Origin of the sequence: Streptomyces sp. SID1328 (assembly GCF_009865595.1) — a bacterium.
GTDB lineage: Bacteria > Actinomycetota > Actinomycetes > Streptomycetales > Streptomycetaceae > Streptomyces > Streptomyces griseoluteus.
The window spans coordinates 1-5,905 of record NZ_WWKH01000612.1 but is presented as its reverse complement, the minus strand read 5'-3'; the positions used below and the strand labels follow the sequence as shown (position 1 = coordinate 5,905).

At 70.8% G+C, this 5,905-nt stretch carries 7 protein-coding genes and 1 pseudogene; 4 read left to right on the top strand and 4 right to left on the bottom strand.

All coding sequences use genetic code 11. The annotated features are described in order from the left end of the window. A partial coding sequence (locus tag GT030_RS19695) for a DUF4232 domain-containing protein (protein WP_161202227.1) occupies positions 1–345 on the bottom strand: 345 nt, incomplete at its 3' end. Between the two features lie 99 nt (positions 346–444). Next, the gene (locus GT030_RS19690; RefSeq protein WP_161202226.1) at positions 445–927 is read right to left on the bottom strand and encodes a hypothetical protein; all 483 of its coding nucleotides are present in this window, start codon (positions 925–927) and stop codon (positions 445–447) included. A 455-nt stretch (positions 928–1,382) separates the two neighbouring features. Between GT030_RS19690 and GT030_RS19685 the strand changes: the two genes are divergently transcribed. Continuing rightward, positions 1,383–1,601, top strand: a complete 219-nt coding sequence (locus tag GT030_RS19685) for a DUF397 domain-containing protein (RefSeq protein WP_202440822.1) — start codon at positions 1,383–1,385, stop codon at positions 1,599–1,601. 99 nt (positions 1,602–1,700) lie between these two features. Here the strand turns inward: GT030_RS19685 and GT030_RS19680 are convergent, their stop codons facing one another. Next, complete coding sequence (locus tag GT030_RS19680; protein ID WP_161202225.1) at positions 1,701–2,222, bottom strand: ATP-binding protein; 522 nt, start codon at positions 2,220–2,222, stop codon at positions 1,701–1,703. A 333-nt stretch (positions 2,223–2,555) separates the two neighbouring features. Here GT030_RS19680 and GT030_RS19675 point away from each other — a divergent pair, with 333 nt between their 5' ends. The 3 genes from GT030_RS19675 (at position 2,556) to GT030_RS19665 (ending at position 5,629) form a co-directional block, all read left to right on the top strand. After that, positions 2,556–3,380 carry a helix-turn-helix transcriptional regulator gene (locus GT030_RS19675; RefSeq protein WP_161202228.1) on the top strand — a complete coding sequence of 275 codons (825 nt, stop codon included), beginning with the start codon at positions 2,556–2,558 and terminating at the stop codon, positions 3,378–3,380. 114 nt (positions 3,381–3,494) lie between these two features. After that, positions 3,495–4,955 (top strand): aldehyde dehydrogenase family protein, encoded by a 1,461-nt coding sequence (locus tag GT030_RS19670; protein WP_161202224.1) that lies wholly within the window; start codon positions 3,495–3,497, stop codon positions 4,953–4,955. Between the two features lie 122 nt (positions 4,956–5,077). After that, positions 5,078–5,629, top strand: coding sequence for a DinB family protein (locus GT030_RS19665; protein ID WP_161202223.1), 552 nt, complete (start codon positions 5,078–5,080; stop codon positions 5,627–5,629). Between the two features lie 3 nt (positions 5,630–5,632). Here the strand turns inward: GT030_RS19665 and GT030_RS19660 are convergent. After that, positions 5,633–5,905, bottom strand: a pseudogene (locus tag GT030_RS19660) (glutamate decarboxylase); the annotation flags it as partial.

The following is a 5,905-nucleotide window of genomic DNA, read 5'->3' as shown; positions in this document are numbered from 1 at the left end:
GAAGGTCGCCGACGCGCCCTTGGCCAGCTTCAGGGTCTGGGCCCGGGCACCCTCGCTGGCCGGCAGCTTCACCGAGCGGTCACCCTGGCGCAGGACGACGCCGGGGAAGTGGTCCAGGGTGCAGGGAGCGCTCTGGTTGGTGATGCTGACCGGCACCTCGCCGGTGTCCCCGGCGGCGGGCGCGACGCTCGCGGAGCCGACCTCCAGGGCCACCGCGCCGGTCGCGCAACCGGATCCGGCCTTGCTCCTGGCACCGTCCGCGCCGCCATTGCCGCCGTCGTCGCAGGCGGTCAGGGCGAGGGCGGCGGCGAGAGCGGTGAGGGTGAGCGGAATGACGCGGCGCATGTACTGGTCCCATCGAGGTCGTGACGTCTCCTCGCATCATGGCGCCTCGGCACGGCGGCCGAGTACGCACCCCCGCCGATTCACCAGGACGAGGACCGCCTACGACGGCTGGAGACTCGTCGGCAGCCCGGTGGGCAGCTTGCCGCCCTCCGCCCTGGTGTACGACTCCGACCCGGCCTTGCCCTTCCAGGTCACCTTCAGCGCTTTGCCGTCGACGGAGTCGACCGTGCCCTCGGCCCGGCTGTCGTCGCCGCTCTGGCAGGTGAGCCGGATCACGTCCTGGCCCGCCTGCTCGCCCGCCGTACCGCTGCACACCGTGCCGCCGGTGACGAAGAGCCCGGCCTGCTTGCCGGTGATGACCAGGGCGACGATCTTGCCGCCGCCGGTGGTGATCCAACTGCCCTGGAGCCGGTCCGAGGCCCCCGCGCCGCCGGAGCCGTCCGGGCCGGAGGGGGCCGGGGCCGCGCTGCTCGTGGCGGGGGAGTCGTCCGGGGAGCCGTCCCCGCCGCACGCCGTCACGGTCAGCGCGAGCGCGCCCACCAGTCCCGCCGCCGCAGCGGCCCGTACCTTCGCCGTCGTCACGTCACGCTCCCAACCAGTAGCCGGTCGCCCCGCCGGCCGTGCGCGAGGCCCCCCAGAGCCGGAGGTCCGCAGCAAGTTACCAGCCGTTACCCGGGGAAATCCGGGACACCGCGCAACAACAAGGGCCCGGCGCGCGTCTCCCCCGAAGGCGGGACGTTCCGTTTTGGACGACCTGGCGCGGAAGCGCGGGCGCGGCGCCCGCTCGCGCATGCCCGGAGCCGCTTTCGGGCATGCGCGTCAACACCACCTGCCCCAGCGGCTCGGGTAAAGCGGACGTCAAAGCTGTAACCGCAGGAACACCCGCCGTGCACGTGCATCTGCTCATTCATCTGCACATGAACAAGGTTATGATCCGGGTCGTTCGACCATGGCCACATCAGACAGTGCACAGCGGGGAGCGACCTGTGGACCGCTACGTTGACGGCGTGTACGGGGGGTACGACGTGTACAACGGCATGGCTGCCACGCAGTTGGACGGCGTGGCCTGGCAGAAGAGCCGCCACAGCAACTCCCAGGGTTCCTGCGTGGAGTTCGCGCGGCTGCCCGGCGGCGAGGTCGCGGTGCGCAACTCGCGCTTCCCGGACGGCCCCGCGCTGGTCTATACCCGCGCGGAGATCGAGGCGATGCTGCTCGGCATCAAGGACGGCGAGTTCGACCACCTCATCGCCGGCTGACCCCGTCGGCGGCCCGGTCCGGCAGCCGGTCCGGCAACGATGTCAACCCGCCTGACCGGCAAGGGAGTCGGACGCCCCGGTCGCCCTGACCGAGGTCCCCTAGTCGAGGCCGTCCTGCCCGAGGTCGTCCTTCCCGAGCCGGAACAGCGCCCACACCAGCTTGCCCCCGCCGTCGCCCATGGCCGGATGCCAGCCCCAGCCGTCCGCGAAGGACTCCACCAGCAGCAGCCCGCGCCCGGACTCGGCGGAGAAGTCGTCCTCGGTCTCGCGCGGCACCGGGCTCTCGTCGCTCGGGTCGCGCACCGCGCACACCAGCCGCCCGGTCCAGTGCAGCAGATGCAACCGGACGGGCGCCGACTGCCCGGCGCCGGGCGGCAGTTCGGCGGGCATGGCATGGCGCAGCGCGTTGGTGACGAGTTCCGAGACGACCAGGGCGATGTCGTCGAAGCGGTCGCCGACGTCCCACGGGCCGAGGGTGGAGCGGGTGAAGTTCCGCGCCTCGCGGACGGCCTCGTAGCGGGCCGGCAGCGCGCAGGAGGCGGCGCCGGACACGGCCGAGGGGTCCAGCGGAGGAAGGCCCTGCCGTAACGGCTTGAGCATGGTCGATCCATTCGTCCCCATGCGAGGCACTCCCGGAATTCGCGGTCGTTGCGAGGCAGCGGTGGCGCGGGACCCATGGTTTCGGATGCGCACAGCAGATGCAAGGGCAGATGCACGTGCACGCGGCCGAAATCGCCCTGCGCGTACCGCTTCTTGGCCATTTTTTCCGCCATCGGGGCGCACGTCGGCGCCAATGGTCGTGACCTCTGGCGAGCAGAAACGGTTCACCTCTTTCCGTTTCCGTAACCGCACGAGTACTGCTTGAAGTGTTTTAGTGGCAGACTCAGGCCCTTGCGGATGGTTGGGGAGGCGACGTACGTGAGCGCGGGAGAGCCCGGATCGGTGGTGCGGCGGATGCTGCTCGGCTCGCAACTCAGGCGGCTGCGGGAAGCGCGGGGGATCACACGCGAGGCGGCGGGTTACTCGATCCGCGCCTCCGAATCGAAGATCAGCCGGATGGAACTGGGCCGGGTGAGCTTCAAGACCAGGGACGTCGAAGACCTGCTGACGCTCTACGGCATCGACGACGAGGCGGAGCGCGAGTCGCTGCTCTCCCTCGCGCGGGAGGCCAACGTGGCGGGGTGGTGGCACAGTTACTCCGACGTGCTGCCGAGCTGGTTCCCCACCTATGTGGGCCTGGAGGGCGCCGCGCACCTCATCCGGGTCTACGAGGTGCAGTTCGTGCACGGCCTGCTCCAGACCGAGGACTACGCCCGCGCGGTGGTCCGGCGCGGCATGCGGGGCGCGAGCGCGGCGGACGTCGAGCGGCGGGTGGCGCTGCGCCTGGAGCGGCAGAAGCATCTGCTGGGCGACCACGCACCCGAGTTCCACATCGTGCTCGACGAGGCCGCCCTGCACCGCCCCTACGGCGACCGCGAGGTGATGCGGGGCCAGCTCCGGCACCTGATCGAGGTCTCCGAGCGGCCCAACGTACGCCTCCAGGTCATGCCCTTCGCCTTCGGCGGACACTCCGGGGAGAGCGGCGCCTTCACCCTGCTCAGCTTCCCCGAGTCGGACCTCTCCGACGTGGTCTACCTGGAGCAGCTCACCAGCGCGCTCTACCTGGACAAGCGCGAGGACGTCGCCCAGTACGAACACGCCCTCAAGGAACTCCAGCAGGACAGTCCGGGTCCCGAGGAGAGCCGTGAGCTCATCCGAAGGCTTGCCGAACACGTTTGATCCACAAGGGAGTTGAGGAGCCGCGCGCTCCTCGCTCTCCGTAGCGCACCAGTACGATGGCCCGTGATCAGCACCTGGCGTGACTCAGCCGTACGCTCACGATTGAGGGATCACATGGCGGCGTTCTTCAGCGACCTGGCCCAGCAGTACATCGACGGCGAATGGCGGCCGGGCACCGGCTCCTGGGACGTCATCGACTTCAACCCGTACGACGACGAGAAGCTGGCCTCGATCACCGTGGCCTCGGTCGACGAGGTCGACCAGGCGTACCGGGCCGCCGAGCGCGTCCAGAAGGAATGGGCGCGCACCAGCCCCTACGCGCGTCGCGCGGTCTTCGAGCGGGCCCTCGCCCTGTTGGAGGAGCGCGAGGAGGAGATCGCCGAGCTGATCGTCGCGGAGCTGGGCGGCACCCGCGTGAAGGCCGGCTTCGAGCTGCACCTCGCCAAGGAGTTCCTGCGCGAGTCGGTGCACCTGGCGCTGGCCCCCGAGGGCCGCATCCTGCCCTCCCCGCTGGAGGGCAAGGAGAACCGCCTCTACCGGGTCCCGGTCGGCGTGGTGGGCGTGATCAGCCCCTTCAACTTCCCCTTCCTGCTGTCGCTGAAGTCGGTCGCCCCGGCGCTCGCGCTCGGCAACGGCGTGGTCCTCAAGCCGCACCAGAACACCCCGGTCGTGGGCGGCACCCTGATCGGCAAGCTCTTCGAGGACGCGGGCCTGCCCGGCGGGCTGCTCAACGTGGTCGTCACCGACATCGCGGAGATCGGGGACGCCTTCCTCGAGCACCCGGTGCCGCGGGTCATCTCCTTCACCGGCTCCGACGGCACCGGGCGCCATGTCGCCACCGTGTGCGCCGCGAACTTCAAGCGGGCGGTGCTCGAACTCGGCGGCAACAGCGCCCTGGTGGTGCTGGACGACGCCGATCTCGACTACGCGGTGGACGCGGCCGTCTTCAGCCGGTTCGTGCACCAGGGACAGGTCTGCATGGCCGCCAACCGGGTGCTGGTGGACCGTTCGGTGGCGGAGGAGTTCACCGAGAAGTTCGTCGCCAAGGTGCGCTCGCTGCCGGTGGGCGACCCGCGGGACCCGGCCACGGTCATCGGCCCGGTCATCAGCTCCACGCAGGCGAACGCCCTTTCCGGGGTGGTCGAGCAGGCGCTCGCGGAGGGGGCCACGGCGCTGGTGCGCGGCTCGGTGGAGGGGAACCTGGTCGCGCCCAGCGTGCTCACCGACGTGCCCGAGGGGTCGGAGCTGCTGCGGCAGGAGGTCTTCGGGCCGGTCGTCTTCCTCGTCCCGTTCGACGGCGAGGAGGAGGCGGTCCGGATCGTCAACGACACCCCGTACGGGCTCAGCGGCGCCGTCCACACCGGTGACATCGAGCGCGGGGTGGCCTTCGCGCAGCGGATCGACACCGGGATGTTCCACGTGAACGACGGCACCGTGCACGACGAGCCGATCGTGCCCTTCGGCGGTGTGAAGCACTCCGGCATCGGCCGGCTGAACGGCGAGACGACCCTGGAGGCGTTCACCACCACCAAGTGGATCTCGGTGCAGCACGGGCGCAGCGGCTTCCCGTTCTGAGCCGCCGCGAGAAACTTCGCCGTCACGGGCCATTGAGGACAGAATCTGACCTCAATGGCCCGTAGCTTCGTCGGTGTCGGGGCGAACGGCCCCGGCGGGAGCCGAGGAAGAGGCGGACGGTCATGGTCACTCATGTGGGAGCCGAGGCGCCGGGCGACGAGCGGGGAGCACTGCTGGCGTTCCTGGAGGAGCAGCGGAGCGGCATCCGCCGGGCCCTGCTGGGCCTGACGGAGGAGCAGGCGCGCACCCGGCCCAGCGCGAGCGAACTGTCGCTGGGCGGGCTGCTGAAGCACGTCGCCGAGGTCGAGCAGGCCTGGCAGGCCCGCGCCCGGCAGGAGCCGCCGGCGGTGGAGCGGGACCAGTCGAACTGGCACGAGTGCTTCCGGCTCACCGACGACGAGACGGTCGCGCAGCAGCTCGCCTACTGGGCGGAGGTGGCCGCGGGGACGGAGAAGCTGATCCGCTCCGCGCCCAGCCTGGACGACACCTTCCCGCTGCCTTCCGCCCCCTGGTTCCCGCCGGACGGCGCGGTCTCGCTGCGCTGGCTCTGTCTCCACCTGATCCGCGAGACGGCCCGGCACGCCGGACACGCCGACATCATCCGCGAGTCCCTGGACGGCAAGACGGCGTTCGAGCTGGTCGCGCTGGAGGAGAAGCGGCAGTCCGCTTCCTAGGGCTCAGTGGTGGAACCCGGTGGCGGCCTCCCTGTCACCGGTCGGCCCCTGCTGGCGGCGCAGGCCGTCCAGGGCGCGGGTGAGGTCGGCGAGGAAGATGTCGGCCAGGTTGTGGGAGAACCCGTTGCGGCACACCACCCGCAGCACGGAGAGGTCCTCCCGGTTCGGCGGGAAGGTGTACGCGGGCACCAGCCAGCCGTACTCCCGCAGCCGCCGGGAGACGTCGAACACGTCGTACGCGGTGACGTGGTCGGCGGTGGTGAAGGCGAACACCGG